General features: G+C 68.0%; 2 protein-coding genes. Both read left to right on the top strand.

Annotated elements, in window-relative coordinates; all coding sequences use genetic code 11:
* Positions 1-84 precede the first annotated feature (84 nt).
* Positions 85-765 (top strand): isochorismatase family protein, encoded by a 681-nt coding sequence (locus EOC06_RS36635; RefSeq protein ID WP_128310075.1) that lies wholly within the window; start codon positions 85-87, stop codon positions 763-765.
* Complete coding sequence (locus EOC06_RS36630; RefSeq protein ID WP_245470399.1) at positions 762-1,784, top strand: alpha/beta hydrolase; 1,023 nt, start codon at positions 762-764, stop codon at positions 1,782-1,784. Before EOC06_RS36635 ends, EOC06_RS36630 begins: the two co-directional genes overlap by 4 nt.
* The last annotated feature ends 33 nt before the right edge of the window (positions 1,785-1,817 follow it).

Below are 1,817 nucleotides of genomic sequence, written 5' to 3'. Positions count from 1 at the left end.
CCCGGCAGGGCAGAGGGGGGCGCTGTCCCGCCGGCATACGGAAAAGTCTTTGACTGCCTCGACCATGCATCACGCAGGCGCCGCATGAAAACCCCCATCGCCATCAAACCCGGCACCGTAGCCGCGATCTTCATCGACCTGCAGGAAGAGCACCGGCAGGACCCCCGCTACCTGGTCGACGGCTATGCCACAATCCTCGCCAACGTCCAGCGCCTGCAAGCGGCGGCGCGGCAAAACCATGTGCCGATCTACCACTGGGCCTACATCGTCGATCTCGACAGCCAGGACCGGCCGTTTCATCCGCTGGGTGAAGACGGCAAGTCGGCTTTTTCCGACAAGAGCGATCCGCTGACCGAGATCTGCCGTGAGGTGGCGCCGATCAACGGCGAGGCGCTGCTGATCAAGGCCGAGCCCAGCGCCTTCCGCACCGGGCCGGCCGCGCGCGACATCAAGTCTTCAGGCATCGAATGGTTGGTCATATCAGGTGTCTGGACCGAGGCCTGCATCGACGCGTCGGTCAAGGATGCGGTGGCCAAGGGCTTTCGCGTGCTGCTGGTCAAGGATGCCTGCGGCAGCGGCAGCGCGGCCATGCACCAGACCGGCATCCTCAACCTCGCCAACCGGCTCTATGGCGGCGCCGTCACCGATACCGATGGCGCCTGCCGGCTGCTGGCCGGCGAGACCGTCACCGCCTGGCAGGTCGAGGGCTCGGTGCCGCTGCGCTTCTCCTTCGACAACGCGGCCGCGCTCTACGCCGACCTATGACGCGCGGCCCCTACGAAACACGGCTCGACCCGGCCCTTTGGGCCTATATCGACGCCGTCAACGGCTGGTATCCGCCCGAAATCCTCGGCCTGCCGATCGACAAGCAGCGCGCCGTCTATGACCGTATGAGCCGCGCCTTCCACCAGGGCCGCCCGCCTGGCGTCAAGGCCAGCGATGGCCTGATCGCCGCCGCCGGCCGCGGCATCCCGATCCGCCGTTACCGGCTTGCCGGCAAGGCCGCCCAGGCGATGGTGATCTACTACCATGGCGGCGGCTTCATCCTCGGCGGGCTGGAAAGCCATGACGACATCTGCGCCGAGTTCTGCGCCGGCACCGGTTTCGACCTGCTGTCGGTCGACTACCGGCTGGCCCCGGAGCACGTCCACCCCGCCGCCTTCGACGATGCCGTCGCCGCTTTTGAATGGGCAGCCGCCACATCAGGCCTGCCGCTGGTGCTGTGCGGCGAAAGTGCGGGCGGCAACCTCGCCGCCGCCGTGGCGCAGGCGACGCGCCGCCATATCAGAGCTGCGGTCGGGCAAGTGCTGATCTATCCCGAACTCGGCGGCGACGAGACCGCAGGCTCCTATGTCGAACACGCCGAGGCGCCGCTGCTATCCGTGGCCGACATCGCCTTCTACCGCGACGTCCGCTCGGCCAGGCGGCAATCGCCCGACGACCCGACCTTCTCGCCGCTGCGCGACACCGATTTCTCCGGCCTGCCGCCGACGGTGATCGTCACGGCGCAATGCGACCCGCTGTCGTCGGATGGCGAGACCTACCGCGACCGCATTGTGGCCGCCGGCGGCAAGGCCTGGTGGCACGAGGAACCGAGGCTGGTGCACAGCTTCCTGCGCGCCCGAACGTCGGTGCCGGCGGCGGCGGAAGCGTTTGCGCGGATTGTCGGCGCGGTCGGCGCGCTGGGCCGAGGTGAGTGGCCGACGGTGGAACGCCAATCTCCCCCCTTGAGGGGGAGATGTCGCCGAAGGCGACAGAGGGGGTCGTCGCGCGTAGAGCGCTAGCATCATCTTTTTTAAAGTAGGAGGTCGCCTCCC

The organism is Mesorhizobium sp. M7A.F.Ca.MR.362.00.0.0 (genome assembly GCF_004023175.1).
Classification (GTDB): Bacteria; Pseudomonadota; Alphaproteobacteria; order Rhizobiales; family Rhizobiaceae; genus Mesorhizobium.
The sequence above is the reverse complement of the archived record's forward strand: the minus strand, read 5'-3'. Positions and strand labels throughout refer to the sequence as shown.

Excerpts from the sequence above, each read along its gene's own strand:
- EOC06_RS36630 (WP_245470399.1), top strand. The coding sequence starts at position 762 with ATGACGCGCGGCCCCTACGAAACACGGCTCGACCCGGCCCTTTGGGCC.
- EOC06_RS36635 (WP_128310075.1), top strand. The coding sequence starts at position 85 with ATGAAAACCCCCATCGCCATCAAACCCGGCACCGTAGCCGCGATCTTC.